This window comes from Bacillus cereus group sp. BfR-BA-01453, from assembly GCF_022662915.1.
Lineage (GTDB): Bacteria > Bacillota > Bacilli > Bacillales > Bacillaceae_G > Bacillus_A > Bacillus_A paranthracis.
This window is the reverse complement of sequence record NZ_JAKUEN010000006.1, coordinates 217,412-238,431: the sequence shown is the minus strand read 5'-3', so window position 1 is coordinate 238,431 and position 21,020 is coordinate 217,412. Positions and strand designations below refer to the sequence as shown.

Genomic DNA, 21,020 nt, shown 5'->3' with positions numbered 1-21,020 from the left:
CAGCATAATGCTGCATACCTTTTTTCATCACCAAAATATACCGATAATTGCTAACCCACCTAAAATCATACCACCAATTTGTCCAACGATTGTTGGCGATAATTGAACACCTTTTCTCACTTCAACAACCGGTCTTTCGTGCCTTAGTTGCTGCACTTCGCTTTGAAGTTGATGTACACTTCCGTGTAATTCTTTAATTAGTTCCTTTAATTCAGCAACTTCTTCATTTACTGGTTTTGCTTTTTCTAAATTCATCTCACATAGCTCCTTATAAATGCAATCAGTACACTGTAAAAATTCGCCAATTATTATTATATCTCCTGCATACTACATATATAATTTCGAATGTACTTTCTAACCTTGCAGCTCTATCCATTCATCGCGCAATATCCCCATAATCATGCGATCAAAACACTTCCCATCTCTTTGCACTGCTTCTCTCATACAGCCTTCCATTTGAAAACCCATCTTTTTATACAACTCAATAGCAGCTTTGTTATAAGAAATAACATCAAGACCGACACGGTGTAAATTCAATTCATAAAAAGCATACTTTAAAATAAGATGGATTGCTTCTCTTCCATATCCCTTACCTCTATTATTTGCATCTCCTATACCAATTGCTAATAACCCTGTTCTGTTATTCCACTCTATGCCATGAATTGCAACAAAACCAATTAAACGATCATCTTGAACTGTCCTCAACATGAAAGATACACTATTCGATCTCCGTCCTTTTAATAGCCCATCACTTGCTATTTCATTTAAAGATTGCGGGAATGCTACATCTGTATCAACATTTCTTAAATACTCACTATCTTCTTGCCACATAGCCATTACTTCAACATCTTTTTCTCTCATAGCTGATAATTTAATCGTTTTATTTTGAAAAAGATTCATCGTCATTTCAAACTCCCCCTTTATTAAATAACGGGGATAAATATTCGAGCCTATTTACCCCCTCGTTTCATAAACGGGATACTTACAATAAGCGCTGACATTGGCACATCTCCTCTACGTTAAATTAAATTCATTGTATAATTTTTCATTTATTCTAACAATAAAAAAAGACCCTCTAAATTTAGAGGATCTTCCTAACGACGAATCGATATTATTTCGTAAACATTTTCTCCGCTTCATCCATTGCCATTTTGTTTCCTAAAGCAGAATAGTCAAGCCATGGTTGGTCATTAATAATGTATACGTGCTTGCCTTTAACTGCTTTTAAGTCTTTCCAGATTGGTGTTTCTTGAAGTTGTTTAAATGCAGCTTTTGCTTTATCGTCTCTGTTTACAACAACGAAAATAGCATCTGCATCAAAGTCAGGTAATACTTCTTGTGAAATGACTTCGAAAGGACGGTTTTCATCGATTTTCTCTACACCATTTGCAGGTTGTAATCCTAAGTCTTGGAATAAAATTGGTCCCATCGGTCTTTTCGTACTAAATACACGTAATTCTTTTGCAGTAACGCGAATTGCCATTACTTTTTCGTTATTACCTAGCTCTTTATCTATTAAACTTTTTACTCGTTTTGCTTGCTCTTCGTAATCTTGAATATATTGATCCGCTTCTTTCTCACGGTTTACAAGTTTACCAACTTGTTTTAAATGGTCTCTCCACGTACCTTCATCTAAATTGAAAGAATGTGTTTTTGCAATTTTTTCGTATTTCGCTACATCTTTTCCAGCGTATTTTTCATCCACATAAATTTCAGATGGCTTTAACTGAAGTAACGCTTCCATATTCGGATCTGTTACAACACCAAGTTTTTTCGTATCTTTCAGTTGTTCTTTTGCATGCGGTAAGAAATCTTTTAAATCTCCACCAATTACAGAACCTACTGGTGTAATTCCTAATGCAAGTAAATCATTTGTTAAATGAATAGACATTGAAGCAATTTTTGGGTCATTACTTTTTTCCGTTTTTTTCGTTGCCTCTTCATTAGATTTCGTTTGACCACATGCTGCTAATACTAAAATACACATGATGCTAAATAAAATAGTAAGTTTCTTTTTCATATGTTCTCCTCTTTGAAGTATTTATTTTGTTTTTGTAAGTAAATAAAGAAAATACGGTGCTCCTAATGCGGCCACTACTACACCAGCCGGAATAGAGTTTGGCTCAAATATAGAACGACCTATCGTATCTGCTAGCACTAAAATAATCATTCCGATAATGCCAGCTAGTGGAAGGAAATGTTGATACGTAGTACCTACTAACTTTCTTGCAATATGCGGAGCAACTAAACCGATAAAACCAATCCCTCCTGCCATCGATACACTCGCGCAAGATAATCCAACCGCTGTAGCTAAAAGTAGTAACCGTTCTTTTTGAACAGAAACACCAAGTCCTGCTGCCACACTATCACCTAGTGACAATGCATTTAACGTTTTAGATTTTAGCCATGCATACGGGGTTAGTATGAAAATCCAAGGTAATAATGCAAGGACATGAATCCAATCCCTTCCCCACACGTTACCAACTAACCATCTAGAAGCGAATGTATACGTCTCATCATTTAACTTGAGAGAGAAAAATAACGAAATCGCACTAAATCCAGCTGAAACAGCAATACCAACGAGAATAAGTCTAATAGGAAGTAAACCTTTTGATCGATCACTCGCAAGTATAATAATTAAAAATGCAGCTAGCACTCCTCCGCCAAATGTAAATAACGGTATTAAAATCGATGCATTCTCATTAATTGAATGAAAGAAAGTAACGAAAATAATTAGTCCGAAAGATGCACCTGAATGCAATCCTAAAATACCAGGATCTGCAAGGGCATTACGTGATAACCCTTGTAAAATCGCACCAGAAATCCCAAGGCCAATGCCAGCTAACATTGTGATTATAATTCTTGGCATACGATAATCGTATAGCACGGTTGCACTTTCAAAATCACCATGACCGAAAAGCGTTTGAATTACTTTGAGCGGTGCAATGCTAAGTGTCCCCGTATTTAAGCTAAGCAAAATGACAGCGATACTAATACAACCAAAAATTGTAGTTACAGTAATGGCTCTTTTTTTATCTGTGTTAATAAGACCCTTCACTTATAGCTCCCTCCCAACTTTACGTGCTATATAGAGGAAGAACGGAACTCCAACAAGAGCCACCATAATTCCTATCGCAAGTTCTTTAGGAGGATTTACTGTTCTTGCCCCTAAGTCAGCTACAACTAATAACATGGCTCCTACAAATGCTGACATAGGAATAATGAGGCGATAATTCACACCAACTAATTTTCTAGCAATATGCGGGATAACGAGTCCTACAAATCCAATAGAGCCAACAGCTGAAACAGATACACCTGCAAGAATGACTACTATAATCATCCCTAGTATTCTCGTTCGGTTCGTTTTTACTCCTAAATTCGTAGCGACATCATCCCCCATTGATATGAGTGAAATAGACCGCCCTAAAATTGTCGCAAAAACAATGGTTATGAGAATAATAGGAACTAAAAATTTCAAGTGTTCCCACTTAACCCCTGCAACACCACCAGCGTACCAAAAAGCTAAATCTTGACTTAAGTCATAATAAATCGCGACACCTGAACTTAACGAATGTAAAAGCGCAGCCATAACTGCCCCAGCGATCGTTAATCTCATCGGTGTTAATCCGCCTGATGTTGCTGATCCGATAATAAAAATGAGCACTGTACTTAAGACCGCTCCAATAAAGGAGACAATCATTAAATAGGAATACGGCATATGCGGGAAAAAGGCAAAACTAAGTGCTACTACAAACATCGCACCTGCATTTATGCCAAGCACACCTGCATCCGCTAAAGGATTTCGTGTTACTCCTTGCATAACAGCGCCAGCCACTGCAAAAGCGGCTCCTACAATTGCTGCGCCAATTACCCTGGGGAGCCTTAATTCATAAATAATTTGATGCTGCGTTAATTTCGGATTATAATCAAAAACCGCTGTCCACACCGTTTGCAACTGAATATCCTTTGCACCAAATGCGACGGCCAAAAATATAGATCCAATTAAACATATAATTGTTAAGCTCATAAAACATATGAACTTAATATGTATCCAGCGGTTATTGCCAGCACGTATAGTAGACTTATGTAACATGTTTCATTTCATCCTTTATATTCAGTTGTTTTTTATAATTATTTTTTATTTATAATCAATATTGATAACAATTATCATTTTCATTTAGATATTATATCCCCACTTTTTTTAAATAGCAAACTATTTTTTACTTTGTTACATATTAAAATACTTATTACAATTCCTTTCTAAAACTTACAAATACATGCAAAATAGACTACTGGCTTATTTTTAAAATTGTAGTATACTTAGTCATTATTTTGATTTTTCTAACAAAAAGGAGATACAATGTTCTATATAAAACAACTATTACATTTCACTTACGAGCAAGCATTATCCTGTTTATTCCCAGTCGTTATTTTCTTAACACTAGCCCTATCAAAAATCATTTCTATCCCAGGGTTATACCGCTATGATTTCATACTCATCGTATGTCTTCTTATGCAGTGGTTTATGTACAAGACTGGCCTTGAGACGAAAGACGAATTAAAAGTAATTACTGTCTTCCACCTCATCGGCCTTTTACTAGAAATATATAAAGTTCATTTCGGTTCATGGAGTTATCCGGAAGAGGCGTATTCAAAGGTTTTTGGAGTTCCACTTTACAGCGGCTTTATGTATGCAAGTGTTGCAAGTTACATATGCCAAGCGTGGAGAAGACTACATTTACAAATGTATCATTGGCCGAAAGCTATTTTTGTAATACCTCTAGGAGCAATGATTTACTTCAATTTTTTCACACATCATTTTCTATACGATTTTAGATGGTTCTTAACCTTACTTCTATTCATCGTTTTCTTTCGAACATTTGTGGAATTTTCATTACGAGGCGTTACATATAAAATGCCGCTCGTTCTCTCCTTTTTTCTTATCGGATTCTTTATTTGGATTGCAGAAAACATCGCAACATTTTTCGGTGCATGGCAATATCCAAACCAACGGGAAGCTTGGAATCTCGTTCACTTAAGTAAAATCAGCTCATGGTTTTTACTCGTTGTTATTAGCATTATGATTGTTACACAACTCAAACATTTGAAGCAGTTGAAAAGATAATACTGATTATATAAAAATAGTTAGCCCATCACTCATTAGAGGGTGATGGGCTTTTTTTAGTAATATTTTTTAAACCATCCTTATCAAAGGCGTTATAATTTACAATAGCATAAGCAGTTGCACATTATGAACTACTACTAGCAGAAGATGTTGCTACAGATGAAGCGGCAATCGTTGCCATCATAGCTGCCTGTTGTGCTTGGATGAGGACTTCTATCATTGTTTGTAAACCTGTGTTGGTAGCTTTACTTTCCTCACCTTTCTGACTTACGAACAGTTGAATAGCAATAAGAATATTCGCATCTGTATGCCAACGGAATAATTTCTCTCCCTGCAATTTTTCAATCAACGCTTTAATAGAATGAATCTCTTTTTCTCCATCCTCTAGTAACGCTAATAGCCCGATTGCTGGGTAATGCATTTGTTTCACTTTTACCTTCTCTTGCTTTAACAAATTCCATATGTTTGTGCATGTTGCAACTAACATTTCTTCACGAACATCCTTCTTTAGTGAGAGGATATGACTTAAAAACTGAAGATCATTCCCTTTACGCAAACCAGCTTTCGCTAGTTTCTGATACAGACGTTCCACTCGGTCCATGAGTGTTTCTACATTCTCTGATTGTCCTGCTAGTAAAACTGCAAGTGGGTAATCATTTGTACTTGTAAGAAAAAGGTGATCCTCTTTCATACGTTTATATACTTGCATCGAACGCTGAATGTGCGTGCCATGCTGTTCATTTTCTTCTGTTAAAAGTACAGCTGCTGCGAGATAAGTAAATATACTTCGGCTAAAACCACCAGCGACCAATTGTTCATATAAATCTAAAAAATCCCGAAAAGCTTTCTTATAATCTGTAAAGTGAATATCTAAAGTTGCGGCCACCACAAAGCGATGATAAGACTTTAAGTATGAAAACATCCCTACCTCATTCTTAATATAACTACTAATTTCTAAAAAACGTCCGAGATCAAGCAATTTATCACTACTTGTATACATAGCAGCAATCATCATTCCTGTTCGAGAATCACTCGTTTTCCATTTTAATTCTCCCTTTAACTGTGAATATGCATGTATATATTGCTCTAGCTTTTGTTCTAATGTAATCATAGTATTCACCCCTATTTCTAGTTCTTCTCTACTATTATACTTATATTTCATATAGATTTCGCAACCTTATTTCTGTATTATCTTCAATATTTTTCTATTATGTAAAACAAAAAGTAATAACTATTCCTACTTTATCTCAAGATTGCAAGCGCTTATCCCTCTTTAAGCTCAACACAAAAAGGATAGATAATAAATTATCTATCCTTTTTGTCGTTATATTATTTCACAATATAGGTGTAATTTCGTTTTTTATATGCACTTTAAACTAAAGAGCTTTAATAATACGTTCCATCGCCTTCATTTGTCCAATATGATCCGCTTCATGATAAAGCATCATACCGTATAGCTCCCCTACTGTTTCCAATCCTAGGAATGGCTCTGGCAGTTTATTTTCAAATGCTTCTGCTGGAATTTCGTTAATACGTTTCGCTTGTTCTTTTAATTGAGCCGTTAACACTTCCAATGACGGCCCCTCTGTTTCCCATTTAGACGGTCTTGATCCATACCCAAACATACCTGGATATTCAGTTGGTAATTGTTTAAATTCTTTTCCAAACATGAAAACTTCTGCTGCCGTTAACACATGCCCAATATGCCAACGAATTGTATTGTTGAAACCCTCTGGTTGCGTATCCACTGTTTTATCATCTAACGTTTCCATAAATTTAAGTAATGCTCCGCGCGTTATTTCAAATTGTTTTAAGCCAACTAGTCTATTCATTTGATTGTTCTCCTTCTTCATGTACCATTTATTATGAACTAAGAATGTTCAACTCATTAAAGTTTCACCTTGTTTAATCTATCAGAAACAATGAAAAAATACATCTAATATGCTTAGTAAAAATAATAAAAAGGTTCACCTCTCGTACATATAGAATTACTTACTACACAAACAGTTTAAATAAAAGAGGAGTGTCAATTACATGTTACATATTTTAAAACAACAATATAATCTTATTAGCTCTACAAGAGAAGCCCTATTTTCATTTTTGGAAGAAATCCCACTAGAAAAATTACATAGCACTGTTCCGAATTTCGGGAGCGGTAGCATTATAAAGACACATATTCATGTAGCCGATTGCTATCGATACTGGCTTGGATCATTTGCATTTAAGCAAAAGCGAGCGGATTTTTCATTTGCTAGTGATGATGAAATTGAGCATGCAGATGTGGGGAAAGTCCGTGCTAGATTTAAGTTAGTAGATGAGACTGTACAACGTTTTTTAGATGAATACAATGACCGCTGGCTCGAAAATATAGCAAATGAAGTAAAATGGCAAAAAGAACCTTGGAGTACAACTCCGCTATGGCTTTTAACTCATACAGAGACGCATGAGTTTCACCATAAAGGACAAATTGTATCTATGGCTCGTCACCTTGGATACAATCCTCCTGATACAGATCTTAGTTAATTCGATTGTTTTAACAAATGAACTACTATAACTGTCGTTAACATTGTTTATGTATACGGAAAGGCTCTTCATTCTTTTTGACGTTGTTTATAGTTTCACAATTTTTTTTGCGGCACAAACCTGTATTATATTTTAATTATGTTTGTGTCGTGTTCTTATTAATTAGTTTCATATCCATAAAAAAACATATGAATATGTTTCCTTTTATTATTTCAGTTACCTAATCAATAAAAGGTTCTTTCTTTTTATTACGACTTTACACACAATAAACACGAAAATTCCGAAAATAAAAGTTGAAAATGCTGGTAACATTTTATCATTTGGCACGTATACACTCCAAAAAGAATTAAGAAGCGCATGGAAAATTAGACACATAAAGATACTTTTAGTTGCGTTATAAATTGTAGTTAATAAGAACGATATGGCAATTGTCGTAATTATAAAAGCTATAAAATCCCTTTGAGTTTGATTCGTGCCCGGAATAAACCATAACGGCCAGTGCCAAATAGCCCATATAAAACTCACAATAATCGTACTAAAAAATGCCGAAAACCTTTTCTGAAGGACAGGCTGTAAGAATCCTCTCCATCCAATTTCTTCAAGACCACCACCAACGATCATTATTGGAAAACTAAGTAATGCCACGTATAATGGTTTTTGCATCGTTGCTCCACCAAATATTATTGGCAGATAACAACTAATAAAAGCCAAAACAACGATTAGAATATACCATAAAAAATGATACTTAGGATTTACAATACTTTTAATGAAACTTCTAAACTCCTCTTGTGATCCATATTTTTTCTTTAAGCTAATTGCAACGATTGCCGGCATGATTCCCCCAAAAACAAATACTATCATCGCTAGCGGTGTACCAAATGTCGTAATGTTAAATTTTATTAAGTTAATTAGTAACCCCCATAGTATCCATGTAAATATTAAAGTGCACATTACATATCGTTTAATCTCATTACTCATCTACTCCCCTCCTTTGGTTTAATTAGAGCATAAATAAGGAGATATGAAAACTATTTGTGTTAAATAATCCCAAAAACCGAAAGGAACATCCATACTTAATTAGATCTTTACAAACAATCCCACTACCTGCTTTACTTCAGTTGAGATTCGAAGTTAGAGTCTTATTATTCGTTAAGCCTGGATAAACAAAGAGCATGCTTTGAAAACCAATCAAAACATGCTCTTTAAAATATGCTATCTCAAATTTTTTATAATATAATCAATACCAAATAGTCTCCGCATAATTATATGCATCACTATTTGGAATAGCATGTTTCCCTTGCGCCTGTGCCTTTCTTGGATCTAAATCATATACCATTGGTGTATAGCATGATGTTTGTCCTTTATTCACAACACCATTTCCTCCAGTACTCCCGCAAGTATATGCCTTTCCATCTGTTTTTCTTACGATTCTTGCATCAGCTTCGTTATTATATACTGCTGCACGAGTTACTGTAACTTTCGCCCACGCTGTCTTACACGTTGTGCTAAATTTTAATTCCACAAAAGAATTGGAATCAATCCACTTCTTTTCTTTCGTTACTGCTGATTGGTCACAGCTATTGTAATACGGACTTTTCCCATCATACGAATGATTTTCTGCATATGCTTTATCATTATTCGTCGTACTAAACATACTAGTTAAAACGAGCAATGATAGACAAAAACATGCGCTTAGCTTTTTTAAAAGTTTCAAAGTATTCCACTCCTTTTTAATAGCGTCCAGTTTTTCCATAACCGTTATTAAAAGTAACCGCTTCAGCATCTGCTGTGTATCCGAAATCAGCAGTTAAATCAAATACCATTCCTGTATAAGTACTCGTTTGACCAGTTTTAATTGTGCCATTTCCTTGATTGGAAGTGACTGATTTTTGAAACACACCATTTTTGTATTTATTCACAACAGCGTACGCATACACTCCTCCAGAAACAGAAGGTGCTGGTTGGTCTAAAACAAGCTTAGACCATGCCGCATGACATTTATTACTGTAACGTAAATACACTGTTCCTACTTTTTTACTACCTTCATACACCGCTGTAGACTTTGCATTAAATCCATCTGCATCACATGTTGTACTGCCTCCGTATACTTTCGTTGTTGCTGGATTTTTCCCGTCATAATAACTACTCAGATCGGTAGCTGCAAATGTACTTCCTTGAAAACTAAATAATACCCCTACACTCGCTACACTTAACACACATACTTTCATTAACTTTTTAAACATTGTAAATCTCCTCCCTCAAAATAAGTACGTATATCTATCCCCTATGTACGCCCCTCCTTTCGTGCTGCCTAGAGGCATCTTACAGAAACGAATAAAAGTTGTAAATTCCCTTACGATTATTGGAATATACGAAGAAATTTACTTATCCTTTTAAGAAAAAAAGTTGAGAAATACACATTTGAAAACATCCTTTATTTAAAACATAAAGAACCGATACTTGTTACATGCAAGCATCGGTTCTTTTATACAAAATTGCCATTTTTTCTTTTATATAAAATAAATATTTCTCCACTTAGTCTGTTGTAAAAAACTCCCTCGTTACATCAATAAATTGCTGCAGTGGCACTGTCATCCATTTGTCTTTATGCCAAGCAATTTGTGTATAAATCGGAGAGATTGCATTTTCTACATGTAACTCTTTTATCGTCCCCTCTCGTATATCTTTTTCTACTACTATTGCTGGCAAAACTGCTATACCTAAATCCGCAATGACACATTGTTTAATTGCCTCGACACTAACAAACTCAATCTTATTTACTGGATACACATCTTGGATGCGAAATAACTCTTCAAATAAAATTCGATATGAACACCCTAGTTCTGTTAATAAAAGTGTTTCCTTCTCTAAATCTTTTATAGAAACGGAAGTTTGCTGAAGTAAATGATGCCCTGGAGCAGCTACTACTTTTAATTCTTCTTTCATAAGCGGCTCCACATGTAAAGCATCTTCTGTTTTACATTCGTCCAAAATAAATGCAAGATCGACTTTTCCCTCCATCAATTGTTCCTTCGCATCTTTATTGGAATGTGCTGGTTTAAATATAAGTTTTATTTGAGGAAATTGCGCTTTAAACCTCTTTAATATAGAAGGAAGTCTATATGTACATTGGCTCTCTTGCGCACCGATTATTAACGTACCTGCTATTTCCTCATCATCTTTCACAGCCATCTTCGCTTCGTTACTAAGTGCAATCATCTTGTCGGCATATAGTTGAAACTTTCTGCCCGCTTCAGTTAAGAAAAGGCGTTTTCCTAATCTTTCAAATAACGGCGTACCTAGCTCAGCTTCTAACGTTTTAATTTGCGCTGTCACGCTCGATTGAGCAAAGTTTAATTTCTTCGCAGTTTGTGTAAAGTTCAAAGTATGTGCCGCTACTTTAAATGTAATTAATTGTTTTATCTCCATTTATCATCCCTCTTTTCAATCGATATTTCCGATTGATTCCATCGAAATAATCCTCTTTGTCTATTGATATTTATATTGTATGATAAAGAGCATCGACAAACAATATAATGGAGGTATTCCATATGAAAGCACTTTGTTTCGAACAGTTTGGAAATCCGGATGTACTACAATATAAAGAAATACATGATCCAATCATAAACCCAAATGAAATTCTTGTCCGCACGAAAGCAATCGGTTTAAATTTCGCCGATATTTATAGACGCCGCGGTGATTATCATCTCGCTGGCAACCCGCCTTATATATTAGGTTATGAAGGCGCTGGTATTGTTGAAAAAGCAGGAGCTGACGTTACGAATATTAATCCTGGAGACCGCATTGCATTTGCTGATGTACCTTTTGCAAATGCAGAACTAGTTGCCGTTCCATCTGAGAAAGCAATTATACTTCCAGATTCTATTTCTTTTGAAACAGCTGCTTCTGTCTTATTACAAGGGTTAACAGCACATTATTTAACGAAAGATAGCTATGAAATAAAACAAGGTGATATAGCTTTAGTACATGCCGCGGCTGGAGGTGTTGGGCAACTTCTTATTCAAATAATTAAACTGCTAGACGGAAAAGTAATCGGTCTAACTTCATCAAACGAAAAAGGAAAAGTAGCCACATTAGCTGGTGCTGATCACGTATTTTTATATACGGAATCATGGGCTACGAAAGTACTTGAAATAACAAATGGTACCGGGGTAAATGTTGTATATGAATCAGTAGGCTCTACACTTGAGGAAAGTTTTAACGCTACTAAAGTTGGTGGTACTGTCGTATTTTACGGAATGGCCGGCGGTAATCCTGCTCACGTTGATCCACGTATGCTTATGGATACTTCAAAAACTTTAACTGGTGGAGACCTTTGGAACGTGCTTACTACGTATGAAGAACGTAAAAAACGCTCTACTCAATTATTTGATTGGATCGCTACTGGAAAATTAAACAGCGCGAGTCCTACTACATTCGCCTTACAAGATGGTGCTCTTGCACATAAATTATTAGAGAGCAGAAAAAGCACAGGGAAGATTTTATTAATCCCATAATCGTTCCAATAAAAAAGGAAGCTAGAATGTATGTCTTTGCTTCCTTTTTTAACGTTATTTATGTTCACTTTCGCTTCTTCCCAATAACCCTGTTATTTATATTCTTTCTATACTTCTTTTTCTAGACCGCTCATTTTTAAGTTCATAAAATAAACGAATCTAAATATTAAAGGAAAAAACAAACCTCCAAATATGAGCGACTCAATAAATACAGTATCAATAAAAGAAAAAATCCCAAAGAATATCATTCCAAAAAAATAAAATACAACTGCATTCCAATAAATAAAACGTGGAAATTTAGTTTGGAACGAATCACCTTTTTTACACGGTTTTCCAAATAACAAATGAACGAATTTAATCAACATAATCACTTCTCCATATAATTGTTAATATTCTTTTCTTCTTAGAACTGAACATAAATCACATACCATGTACCACCCATATTCACACATTCCTTACTTTGTTTTATTTCTCGTATACTTACTTTAGATTCCGAGATGAAATGTAAGGCTAATGTCCCTCCAATACACTGCAAACTAATTTGTTGTTCCTACTCTCTAATTATACCATTACGATAATTTTCATAGTTCATTTTTAACGGAATATTCCGATTTGAATTAATAAATGATATATTGAAAAATAAAAGGGAAGCTAGATTTCTCTACCTTCCTTTTCTTATTTTTATATTTCCACACTTTCTTTCCCTTTTGCAACATAACTCATATCTCCAACAGACTCGACTGTGTATGTTCCATCTCGATATACAATCTTCGTCACACTAGCATTTTCTACTCCAAGTTTTGTTTTACTACTGTCTAACATTTCTATTAAGGTAGTAATTAAAAGCCCATGAACGACAACTAAAACGTTACCGCCACCATTTGCAGCAGAGTCTTCACTAATTTTATCAATCTCTTCTTTTATACGAGTAGAAAATAATTCCCAATCTTCCGCCTGTTTCGTAGGGTCTGCTGCTCTAATAAGATTAATCACTTCTTGAATAGAAAACTTCATAAGTTCTTCTGGCGATGCAACGCCCGCAGCTTTTCCAACCACATCCCACATATTTTCAAGCTTTTCACCCTCAAAAATACCGAAATTTAATTCTCTTAAATTTTTCCTTTGCTCAAGTTTCAATTTTGATTGCTCACTATATTTTAATACTAAATTAGCAGTTTCAATCGCGCGGCCACTATCACTACTATACGCACTTGTAAAATGAATATCTTTTAATCCCGTTCCTAAATTAGAGGCAACTTCCACACCTTTTTCTACTAACGGAGAGTCTGCCCAACCTTGCGCGCGATGGTTCGTATTTAATATTGTTTTACCATGTCTTGTAACATATAACGTAACTACGTTGCTATCTGTTTCTCGAGTCTTCATTCTTTTTTCTCTCCCTTTACATTTCTATATCAATTTTACCACCAAAATTATTCATTGAGCAAAATATATGTAAGTAGCTTCACTTAATAAAAAACGCTACCTTTCTGTATATCCATACAAAAAGATAGCATCTTTTATGATTACATTTCTTAACCGATACTCCTACTCAGCAAAAGCACTCGAATATTGTACAACTCCTTTTACACTTTCAAGAGCATTTTCTGTTAATTCCATTACCATAAACACTTCTTCAGGCACTTCAAATGGTGCCTTTATATTCCACTCACTTGCTTTCTTAAAACCAAATTTCGGATAGTACTTTGGATGTCCTAATACTACAACTGATCCGTATCCAAGTTCTTTCGCTTTTTCTAACGCAGCTACTATAAGCTTTCCACCAATTCCTTTTTTCTGATAGCCCCTAGCAACTGATACTGGTGCAAGCGCTAATGAATCTACAGAAGCTCCATCTTGTTCTATCGTAATTTTAGATAACATAATATGACCGACTATTTCTTCATCTACTGCAACGATTGATAACTCTGGAATAAATGCGTCACACTCTCTAATACGTTTTACAAGTTCATGTTCCTTTTTATCACTAAATTCTTCATTTAAAAATGCTTGTTGTACAACTTCTTCCGTTTTTCTATAATCGGTTTGTCGTTCTTGTCTAATCGTTACCACTTTGGATTACCCTCTATTCTTTCTCATTTCTTTTTGAATTTTACGAAGTGCTTTTTTCGATCCCCGCTCAATATCATGTTGCATTTTTCTTTCTTTATAATCGACAAATAGTGTATTTAAATCGTATCCCTCTGGATATAATTCTTTTGCTGATACCTCTAAAGTAATACGTTTTACATTCACTTCAATGAATTCACCGTTATAATATACAACGACATTACAGAAATTATCTTTTTCCTTATAGATGATACCAAAATCATCATGATCCAATAAATTTACACGGTCGCCAATTTTATACTCGTAATGATTTTCTCTTTTTTCTTGCAGGAATTTCGGCTTTCTAATTTTACTTTCATTCAGTTTTTCTAGAGCGTATTCTTTATTTTCCATATACTCTTTCGCTCTTTTCAGTACACGTTCTCTTACGTTCATTTTATTTGCAATCCAAAGTGCATTACTTTCACCTGATTTACCGATCACTAATTTATAAAGCGGTTCTAGCGTCTCACTATTAAATTGCATTGCTGCGTTCATGAAATCATCGTGCATTTCTGAGAAGCGTTTAATTTCACCGTAATGCGTACTCGCAACTGTAATACATCCTGCAAGATAAAACTCCTCTAAAATAGAAATTGCAAGTGCTGCTCCTTCATTCGGTTCAGTCCCGCTTCCTATTTCATCAAATAGTAGCAACGTATTATTATTTGACATCCTCATAATCTCAGATAAATTTTTCATATGTGATGAAAATGTACTGAGTGCATTTTCAATACTTTGATTATCACCAATATCTACAAATACATTTTCGAAAATAGCAATTTCTGTTTCTTTATCTCCGGCAATATGCAAACCTGACATTGTCGCCAATGTTAACAATCCAATCGTCTTTAACACAATTGTCTTCCCGCCCGCATTCGGCCCTGTAATAATTAAACTACGATAGTTTTGACCGATTTCAAAGTTTAATGGTACTACTTTTCCACTTAAAAGCGGATGCTTACAATTTACTAAATGAATATAGCCGTGATCATTTAACTTCGGCTCTATTCCATCAATCGATTTACTAAACTTCGCTTTCGCAAACACCATATCATACTGACTAATCAATTCCATATTAATTTTTATATGATAAATATTTTCTACTACCATTCCTGATAAAGTCGCTAAAATTTGATATTCTTCCATCGCTTCTTCTGCTTTCAAACTTGCGAGTTCCACATTTAACTTTGTAACCGTATGCGGTTCTATAAATACAGTAGAACCTTTAGCGGAAGCTTCAACTATACTTCCCGCAACTTGATTTTTATAAGAAGATTTAATCGGAATCGTGTACCTATCGTCCTTCTTACTAATAAAGAATTCTTGAATATACTTCTTATTTGCACTACTATTTAAAAACTTCGTTAAACGTTCTTTTATTTTCCCATCTACCGAATCAATGTTATTTCGAATTCGTTTTAACTCTTTACTAGCGGCAGAATCAATACCATTACTTTTTATTGAAAAATTAATTTCCTCTTCAATACTTTTAAATTCAGTCATTGAATTTGCATAAGAAGCTAATACTGGCGCAAAAAATTCTTTATCTAACATAAACTTTTTAATTTTTCTACATCCACGTAAAAAGTCTGAAACACTTACTAATTCTTCCGGATCTAAAATCATCCCTTTTTCTAATTTTTGAATTGTACTAGCAATATTTGAAATCCCAAAGAAAGGAACATGCCCTTCTGCATCTAATATAGCTCGTGCTTCAGTTGTTTCATTCAAACGATTTCTCACTACTTTAATACTCGTACTTGGTTCTAATTTATTTAATAATTCCTTACCTAATCCACTTACACAATAAGATTTCACTATATCCTTTAATTCGTTATACTGTAACTTTTCAAAAGTCATCGTATTCATTTTGTTTCTCCTCACTATGATTGATTTCTATCATAAATGAAGATACCTACTCATTAGATTCCAATGAGTTCTACATTATTCAGTTACCATTTTTAAACATTAAAAATATACACAAAAAAGCTGCGGGGATACCGCAGCTTTTACATTTACAAGGCATGAGTAATAACATATGGGGAAATAAGCCATAAAAAACGGATGGCAATCCCCTTATTACACGCTTTATAAAGTATTGTAGGTATCTTCATAGGTATCGAAATAAATCCATGACAAAATTAGGGGTATGGTATACATAAAAATCCCCTGTTCTTATCTGATTTATTTCATTCAATTTTTCCTATTTAGTACCTACCGCACTCACAAAAAGCACCTCTCAATAATTTATATTATAGTCATTGAAATCTAATTTACTGAAATCATCATACTATATGTATAGCAAGAAGTAAAGGTGTCATACTTTAGTCGTACGCACATATGCAGATGTTTCCTCTTGCGATATTAGATACAATATATATAAATCGTTTAACGGAGGGGTTTCTATGACAGACTTTCAAAAACAATTTTTCGCACGATTACATATAGAAGAAAAAGACAACGTTTCATTTGAAGATTTACCTAACATTATGTACGCAATGGCACAAACTGTCCCATTTGAAAACTTAAATGTTCTCGAAAAGAATTTTAAGGAAATATCAAAAGAAAATCTAAAAGAAAAAATTTTAGTAAACAATCGTGGTGGTCTTTGTTATGAACTCAATCCTACTATGTATTACTTCCTTAAAGACGCTGGATTTGATGTTCATCTCGTTTCAGGAACAGTGTATAACGCTGCAAATTCCATATGGGCCGTTGATTCCGGACATATCGCAACCGTTTTAACACATCATAATGAGCTTTATTTAATTGAAGTTGGATTCGGATCATACTTACCGCTTGCACCTGTTCCTTTCTCAGGTGAAGTCGTTCAATCCGTTACAGGAGATTATCGTATTCGTAAAGAAATGACCGAAAAAGGAAACTACATATTAGAGATGCGTAAAAATAATGAGTTTTTGGATCAATCTTCTACTGATGATTGGACGTTAGGCTATGCATTTTATATAGAAGAAGTGGATGAAAAAAAAGCAAATGCAGCACAAAAAATTATTGTTGAACACGATGGCTCACCGTTTAACAAAGTACCTCTTATTGTAAAACTAACTGAAGATGGGCATGCATCTTTAACGAAGGATAGTCTGACCATAGCGAAAAACGGTAAAAAAACGAAAGAAAAAGTTACAGATATGCAATATAAAAATCTTTTACATTCAAAATTCGGAATTACATTATAATTTTTTTAGCCTTGCCTTTTAGCAAGGCTTTTTAATTTTCAGCAGGGATTTTTTGCAATTTGTTGTATTTCATAGTTATATAGGAATATAACTACATATTTAGAAAGGAAATGATTATGACAGAACTTAAAGATCGACTACAAGTAGATGATAAAGAAAAATGGGATTTAACGGATATTTACGATACCATTGAAGATTGGGAAAGTGATTTTCATAAAATTGAAGTATTAACGAAAGAACTACACGAGTTTAATGGAAATATTCACGATGGCAATAGTTTATTATCCTATTTAACAAAGAGTGAAGAAATTTCTAGCATACTATCTTTAATGTTCGCTTATGCACGATTACAATCTGATCTTGATACACGCGATACTGACGCCCAATCTCTTGTCGATAAAGTATCACAATTACAAGTAAAAGTAAGTGCGGCTAAATCTTTCTTTTCTCCATTCTTACTTAGCGTAGATGAAAACACATTACACACTTATATAGAAGAAGCTGAAGGCTTACAATATTATAAAGAAGATTTATTTGAATTATACCGTTATAAAAAACACGTATTGAATAAGGACCAAGAAGAGGTTTTATCACAAATGGGCGAAGCACTTTCCTCTCCTCAGCATACATACGGCATGTTAAATAATGCAGATATACTATTTGGTGAAGTGACTACTAATGATGGAGAAAAAGTTACTTTAACACGAGGAATGTATGCAAAGTTAATAGAAGATGAGAACCGCGAAAAACGTAAAGAAGCCTATAAAGCTTACTACAAGCCATATGTTCAATTGAAAAATTCTATCGCTTCTACTTTATCTGCTGCTATTAAAAATAATGTTACTGTTTCTAAGCTAAGAAAATATCCATCAGCGTTAGAGAAATCATTATTTGGCGACATGGTTCCGAAAGAAGTATATGAAAATTTAATTGAAACGACGAAAAAAAACATTCAATCTTTACATACATATAATGAACTTCGAAAAGAGAAATTAAATGTCGATGAACTAAGACAATATGACTTAAGTGTCGATTTAGTAAAAGGTGTAAAACAAGACATTCCATATGATAACGCGTTTGACATCATGATTGAATCACTAGCTCCTTTAGGTGAAGAATATATTGAAACATTAAAAAGCTTTAAAGATAAACGTTATATTGACGTAAGAGAAACGCCAGGAAAACGTTCCGGTGCTTATAACTTTGGTGTATACGGCGTTCATCCTTTCATTCTTTTAAATCATCATGATGATTTAAATAGCCTTTTCACTCTTACTCACGAATGTGGGCACGGTATGCATACGCACTACTCACACGGATACCAACCAAGAATTTCTGCACACTATACTATCTTTGTCGCAGAAGTCGCTTCTACAGTAAATGAAGTGCTATTAATTCATCATTTATTAAAAGAAGCAAAAGATGCTAACGTACGTAACCATTTAGTAAACCATTTCATTGAGAAATTTAAAGGCACTTTCTTTACACAAATCATGTTCGCTGAATTTGAAAAAATCACGCATGAAATGGCACAGCAAGGTAAACCATTAAATGCCCAAGTCTTTAGCGAGGTTTATGAAAACTTATTTAGAGAGTATAATGGCGACTCCCTCGTATTTGACGAAGAAGTAAAATACGGATGGGCTAGAATACCGCATTTCTACCGTCCATTTTACGTATACAAATACGCAACTGGATTCGCTTCTGCAATCCAAATTGCTGATAAGTTATTGAGCGGCGATCCAAATGCTCAAAAACATTATATTGAATTCCTTAAAGGCGGAAGTTCAGACTACCCATTAAACTTATTGAAAAAAGCTGGTGTTGATTTAACTACGCCAGAACCAATTGAAAGTGCATTACATCGTTTTAGTGAACTTGTTGAAGAATTTTCAACTTTATAAAAAAGAAGAGCCTCTCGCTAGAGGCTCTTTCTCTTTCATGCTCCCTTTCCTTCTATTAAATCACTCGCCATTTTCCTAAACTCTTGATTAAATGCATCATTCATACCATTTTGGACGTTAGAGAATAATATGACAAACGTTTTTTTATCCCAGTTAAAATTATTAAAAGTATTCCAACCTGCTAATACCCCGTGGTTATGATAATAATCTGGATACGTATAGAAACTAAATCCATATTTTCTTGCAGGTGATGCAGTAAACATATCTAATACACTTTGTTTAGATAACAGCTTTCCATCCATTATTGCCTCATCTAATCTTTTCATATCTTCAACAGTTGTATACATTTCACCACACCCATACAACCAGTTCATTTTTAAGCGGGGGGCAGCTATTAATTCATTATCTTTTCTCGTATAACCTTCTGCTAAAAAAATATCTTCTGGGAGAGTCGCCCCCATCCCAGATTCATACATGCCAGCAGAAGTAAAAATATTTTCTTTCACGTATTCAGCGAGCGGTTTATTCGTAATTTTTTCTACAATATATGCAAGCACCATATAATTATAGTCTGTATATTTCCAGCCTGTCCCTGCAGGAAATTGCAATTTTTGCGCTCCAATCCACGTTACTAACTTTAAACGTGACCCTGCATCCACCCTACCTTGTCCTTGATCTGGCAAGCCAGATGTGTGTGTTAATAGATTTCGTAACGTAATGTTTTTATCTGCTGGAAACGATGGAATATACTTATTTACATTGTCTTCAATATTTAATTTCCCTTTTTCTTTTAGCTGCATAATAGATATTGCAACGACCGTTTTCGTAATAGAACCAATACGATATTTCGTTCTTGGCGTTGTTACTACTTTATCTTTCACATTCGCATATCCATAACCTTTTCGTAAAATCACATGATCTTTACTAGCTACAAGAACGCTCCCATTAAATCCTTTATCTTTTAAATATTGATCTAGTTTTCCAGCTACAGCTTCATAGCGTTTTTTCTCAGTTGCATCAACTTCTTGCATATCGTCCTTTTGCTTACTATTTAAATTAGAAAATGCCTTTATATCATACTTCTTACCTTTATTTGCATGTATGAGTGCAACGACACTCCCACAAAAAATAGCAAAAACAAAGAAAACGATTAACCATTTCTTTAGCATAATAGGAACCCTCTTTTATATAGTTTCACTTAACGTACATCCATTCTGTTCTATATCTTTTAATTTTCAAATATTTTATAATACTACCTATTATTCACCTAAATGAACTAGATTCCTTTTTCTCATATTCAGTTTTTGACTACTCTCTATTGTATTTCTTTCTTGCAAAATTTCCACCTTACAATCGGATGCACCCTACTATAATTTCAACATATTATGTAACATTTGTTACACAAGATAAGAAACGGAGTTGTTACGATGAAAACACAGATAGAAACAATTGTTTAGATGATATGATGTTTCATTATCCTACAATAAAATATAGTTATAATTTAATATTAAGTAAAATAGATTATAACTTTAAAAGGAAATGATGCTAAAAATTTTCAAACAAAATAAATCATGTAAATAACGATAAAGAAAAACAAACCATTATAGCTAAAATTACAGGCAATGAACTTCATTGAAAATGA

General features: G+C 34.2%; 21 protein-coding genes and 1 pseudogene. 6 read left to right on the top strand and 16 right to left on the bottom strand.

The genetic code is table 11. The features are described 5' to 3' along the window. Positions 1–27: 27 nt before the first annotated feature. From MR070_RS15070 to MR070_RS15050, 5 genes are all read right to left on the bottom strand, one after another. Positions 28–255 carry a coiled-coil domain-containing protein gene (locus MR070_RS15070; RefSeq protein WP_001047304.1) on the bottom strand — a complete coding sequence of 76 codons (228 nt, stop codon included), beginning with the start codon at positions 253–255 and terminating at the stop codon, positions 28–30. 99 nt (positions 256–354) lie between these two features. Beyond that, on the bottom strand, positions 355–906 hold the full coding sequence (locus MR070_RS15065) for a GNAT family N-acetyltransferase (RefSeq protein WP_000178479.1): 552 nt from the start codon (positions 904–906) through the stop codon (positions 355–357). Between the two features lie 205 nt (positions 907–1,111). Beyond that, entirely contained in the window at positions 1,112–2,020 is a 909-nt protein-coding gene (locus MR070_RS15060) for an iron-hydroxamate ABC transporter substrate-binding protein (RefSeq protein ID WP_242261561.1), read from the bottom strand. A 21-nt stretch (positions 2,021–2,041) separates the two neighbouring features. After that, positions 2,042–3,058 (bottom strand): FecCD family ABC transporter permease, encoded by a 1,017-nt coding sequence (locus tag MR070_RS15055; protein ID WP_044793294.1) that lies wholly within the window; start codon positions 3,056–3,058, stop codon positions 2,042–2,044. Then, the gene (locus tag MR070_RS15050; protein WP_242261560.1) at positions 3,059–4,093 is read right to left on the bottom strand and encodes a FecCD family ABC transporter permease; all 1,035 of its coding nucleotides are present in this window, start codon (positions 4,091–4,093) and stop codon (positions 3,059–3,061) included. Positions 4,094–4,360: 267 nt separating this feature from the next. Between MR070_RS15050 and MR070_RS15045 the strand changes: the two genes are divergently transcribed. Continuing rightward, a complete protein-coding gene (locus tag MR070_RS15045; protein WP_070806606.1) occupies positions 4,361–5,125 on the top strand; it encodes a DUF817 domain-containing protein in 765 nt (254 codons plus the stop codon). A 124-nt stretch (positions 5,126–5,249) separates the two neighbouring features. Here MR070_RS15045 and MR070_RS15040 read toward each other — a convergent pair whose 3' ends face one another. Next, the gene (locus MR070_RS15040; protein WP_242261559.1) at positions 5,250–6,287 is read right to left on the bottom strand and encodes a DUF4003 domain-containing protein; all 1,038 of its coding nucleotides are present in this window, start codon (positions 6,285–6,287) and stop codon (positions 5,250–5,252) included. Positions 6,288–6,501: 214 nt separating this feature from the next. Further along, a complete protein-coding gene (locus MR070_RS15035) occupies positions 6,502–6,957 on the bottom strand; it encodes a DinB family protein (protein ID WP_242261558.1) in 456 nt (151 codons plus the stop codon). A gap of 202 nt (positions 6,958–7,159) precedes the next feature. On the opposite strand from MR070_RS15035, the gene MR070_RS15030 reads away from it, so the two are divergent. Beyond that, entirely contained in the window at positions 7,160–7,648 is a 489-nt protein-coding gene (locus MR070_RS15030) for a DinB family protein (protein WP_242261557.1), read from the top strand. Between the two features lie 216 nt (positions 7,649–7,864). Here the strand turns inward: MR070_RS15030 and MR070_RS15025 are convergent, their stop codons facing one another. The 4 genes from MR070_RS15025 to MR070_RS15010 all read right to left on the bottom strand — a co-directional run bounded on the left by MR070_RS15025 (position 7,865) and on the right by MR070_RS15010 (position 11,077). After that, positions 7,865–8,626, bottom strand: a complete 762-nt coding sequence (locus MR070_RS15025; protein WP_144614055.1) for a CPBP family intramembrane glutamic endopeptidase — start codon at positions 8,624–8,626, stop codon at positions 7,865–7,867. Between the two features lie 259 nt (positions 8,627–8,885). Further along, positions 8,886–9,362: a DUF2690 domain-containing protein gene (locus tag MR070_RS15020; protein ID WP_242261556.1), complete on the bottom strand. Its 477-nt coding sequence runs from the start codon at positions 9,360–9,362 to the stop codon at positions 8,886–8,888. Between the two features lie 16 nt (positions 9,363–9,378). Beyond that, a complete protein-coding gene (locus MR070_RS15015; RefSeq protein ID WP_242261555.1) occupies positions 9,379–9,891 on the bottom strand; it encodes a DUF2690 domain-containing protein in 513 nt (170 codons plus the stop codon). Between the two features lie 292 nt (positions 9,892–10,183). Continuing rightward, a complete protein-coding gene (locus MR070_RS15010) occupies positions 10,184–11,077 on the bottom strand; it encodes a LysR family transcriptional regulator (RefSeq protein ID WP_138321438.1) in 894 nt (297 codons plus the stop codon). 122 nt (positions 11,078–11,199) lie between these two features. Here MR070_RS15010 and MR070_RS15005 point away from each other — a divergent pair, with 122 nt between their 5' ends. Continuing rightward, positions 11,200–12,165, top strand: a complete 966-nt coding sequence (locus MR070_RS15005) for a quinone oxidoreductase family protein (protein ID WP_138321436.1) — start codon at positions 11,200–11,202, stop codon at positions 12,163–12,165. Between the two features lie 107 nt (positions 12,166–12,272). Here the strand turns inward: MR070_RS15005 and MR070_RS15000 are convergent, their stop codons facing one another. From MR070_RS15000 to MR070_RS14985, 4 genes are all read right to left on the bottom strand, one after another. After that, positions 12,273–12,530, bottom strand: a complete 258-nt coding sequence (locus MR070_RS15000; RefSeq protein ID WP_242261554.1) for a hypothetical protein — start codon at positions 12,528–12,530, stop codon at positions 12,273–12,275. A gap of 316 nt (positions 12,531–12,846) precedes the next feature. Further along, on the bottom strand, positions 12,847–13,551 hold the full coding sequence (locus MR070_RS14995) for a histidine phosphatase family protein (protein ID WP_242261553.1): 705 nt from the start codon (positions 13,549–13,551) through the stop codon (positions 12,847–12,849). Between the two features lie 162 nt (positions 13,552–13,713). Continuing rightward, positions 13,714–14,238: a GNAT family N-acetyltransferase gene (locus MR070_RS14990; protein ID WP_138321430.1), complete on the bottom strand. Its 525-nt coding sequence runs from the start codon at positions 14,236–14,238 to the stop codon at positions 13,714–13,716. Between the two features lie 6 nt (positions 14,239–14,244). Then, entirely contained in the window at positions 14,245–16,146 is a 1,902-nt protein-coding gene (locus MR070_RS14985; protein ID WP_242261552.1) for an endonuclease MutS2, read from the bottom strand. A gap of 536 nt (positions 16,147–16,682) precedes the next feature. Between MR070_RS14985 and MR070_RS14980 the strand changes: the two genes are divergently transcribed. Then, positions 16,683–17,474 carry an arylamine N-acetyltransferase family protein gene (locus MR070_RS14980; RefSeq protein ID WP_242261551.1) on the top strand — a complete coding sequence of 264 codons (792 nt, stop codon included), beginning with the start codon at positions 16,683–16,685 and terminating at the stop codon, positions 17,472–17,474. Between the two features lie 116 nt (positions 17,475–17,590). Next, positions 17,591–19,378 carry an oligoendopeptidase F gene (gene pepF / locus MR070_RS14975; RefSeq protein ID WP_044793307.1) on the top strand — a complete coding sequence of 596 codons (1,788 nt, stop codon included), beginning with the start codon at positions 17,591–17,593 and terminating at the stop codon, positions 19,376–19,378. A 35-nt stretch (positions 19,379–19,413) separates the two neighbouring features. On the opposite strand, the gene MR070_RS14970 is transcribed toward pepF, so the two are convergent. Beyond that, positions 19,414–20,547, bottom strand: coding sequence for a serine hydrolase domain-containing protein (locus tag MR070_RS14970; RefSeq protein WP_000915218.1), 1,134 nt, complete (start codon positions 20,545–20,547; stop codon positions 19,414–19,416). A 354-nt stretch (positions 20,548–20,901) separates the two neighbouring features. Here MR070_RS14970 and MR070_RS27230 point away from each other — a divergent pair. Next, positions 20,902–21,014, top strand: a pseudogene (locus MR070_RS27230) (ABC transporter ATP-binding protein). The last annotated feature ends 6 nt before the right edge of the window (positions 21,015–21,020 follow it).

Bases quoted from the DNA above. Each gene is read 5' to 3' on its own strand.
- MR070_RS15010 (WP_138321438.1), bottom strand. From the start codon at position 11,077: ATGGAGATAAAACAATTAATTACATTTAAAGTAGCGGCACATACTTTG.
- MR070_RS14985 (WP_242261552.1), bottom strand. From the start codon at position 16,146: ATGAATACGATGACTTTTGAAAAGTTACAGTATAACGAATTAAAGGAT.
- MR070_RS15045 (WP_070806606.1), top strand. From the start codon at position 4,361: ATGTTCTATATAAAACAACTATTACATTTCACTTACGAGCAAGCATTA.
- MR070_RS15065 (WP_000178479.1), bottom strand. From the start codon at position 906: ATGACGATGAATCTTTTTCAAAATAAAACGATTAAATTATCAGCTATG.
- MR070_RS15015 (WP_242261555.1), bottom strand. From the start codon at position 9,891: ATGTTTAAAAAGTTAATGAAAGTATGTGTGTTAAGTGTAGCGAGTGTA.
- pepF (WP_044793307.1), top strand. From the start codon at position 17,591: ATGACAGAACTTAAAGATCGACTACAAGTAGATGATAAAGAAAAATGG.
- MR070_RS15050 (WP_242261560.1), bottom strand. From the start codon at position 4,093: ATGTTACATAAGTCTACTATACGTGCTGGCAATAACCGCTGGATACAT.
- MR070_RS15070 (WP_001047304.1), bottom strand. From the start codon at position 255: ATGAATTTAGAAAAAGCAAAACCAGTAAATGAAGAAGTTGCTGAATTA.
- MR070_RS15035 (WP_242261558.1), bottom strand. From the start codon at position 6,957: ATGAATAGACTAGTTGGCTTAAAACAATTTGAAATAACGCGCGGAGCA.
- MR070_RS15040 (WP_242261559.1), bottom strand. From the start codon at position 6,287: ATGAAATATAAGTATAATAGTAGAGAAGAACTAGAAATAGGGGTGAAT.
- MR070_RS15000 (WP_242261554.1), bottom strand. From the start codon at position 12,530: ATGTTGATTAAATTCGTTCATTTGTTATTTGGAAAACCGTGTAAAAAA.
- MR070_RS15025 (WP_144614055.1), bottom strand. From the start codon at position 8,626: ATGAGTAATGAGATTAAACGATATGTAATGTGCACTTTAATATTTACA.
- MR070_RS14995 (WP_242261553.1), bottom strand. From the start codon at position 13,551: ATGAAGACTCGAGAAACAGATAGCAACGTAGTTACGTTATATGTTACA.
- MR070_RS15030 (WP_242261557.1), top strand. From the start codon at position 7,160: ATGTTACATATTTTAAAACAACAATATAATCTTATTAGCTCTACAAGA.
- MR070_RS14970 (WP_000915218.1), bottom strand. From the start codon at position 20,547: ATGCTAAAGAAATGGTTAATCGTTTTCTTTGTTTTTGCTATTTTTTGT.
- MR070_RS15005 (WP_138321436.1), top strand. From the start codon at position 11,200: ATGAAAGCACTTTGTTTCGAACAGTTTGGAAATCCGGATGTACTACAA.
- MR070_RS15060 (WP_242261561.1), bottom strand. From the start codon at position 2,020: ATGAAAAAGAAACTTACTATTTTATTTAGCATCATGTGTATTTTAGTA.
- MR070_RS14980 (WP_242261551.1), top strand. From the start codon at position 16,683: ATGACAGACTTTCAAAAACAATTTTTCGCACGATTACATATAGAAGAA.